This window comes from Pseudomonas sp. K5002, from assembly GCF_013386655.1.
GTDB lineage: Bacteria > Pseudomonadota > Gammaproteobacteria > Pseudomonadales > Pseudomonadaceae > Aquipseudomonas.
Genome location: NZ_JACARK010001163.1, coordinates 1 through 551, shown reverse-complemented (window position 1 = coordinate 551; position 551 = coordinate 1). Strand labels below are relative to the sequence as shown.

Genomic DNA, 551 nt, shown 5'->3' with positions numbered 1-551 from the left:
GCTCCCACAGGAACCGTGTACAGGCAGGGAATGGGTTGTGAGCCTTAGTTACTTGGCCTTGCCATCAATCCAGTAAGCACCCTGCAGCGGCATGCCGAGGAACTGTTGGTTCATCGCTTCCATGGTCGCCTTGGGATCCAGCTTGGCGAACAATTCCGGATGCACCCACTTGGCCAGCGCTTCAATCGCCAGCAGGTTGTACGGCGAGTTGTAGAAGTCATGCCACAGACCGTGGGAATTGCCCTCACGAATCGCCCGAAGGTTCACAAACTCAGGGCGGGCCAGCACGGCGTCAAACGCGGCACGCGCGTCTTCGTTGCTCACGCCAGCACCCAGAATCAACCCGGGCTTGTGATTGCCGGTGGCCACATACACATCCGGGTCAGCTTTCAGCGCGTACTCGACACTGATATCTCCCAGCGCCCCCGGCACCACGTCGGCGGCGATGTTGCGCCCGCCCACCAGCTTGATCACTTCACCCATGCCGCTCTTGCCAGTGGTGTGCCCCGGTGCCTGCCAGGCGCCGGCGAGCAATTCCAGGAACACGCTCG

1 pseudogene is annotated in these 551 nt (G+C 61.3%); it reads right to left on the bottom strand.

The annotated features are described in order from the left end of the window. Positions 1-48: 48 nt before the first annotated feature. Positions 49-551 (bottom strand): annotated as a pseudogene (locus tag HX846_RS34450) (ABC transporter substrate-binding protein); the annotation flags it as partial.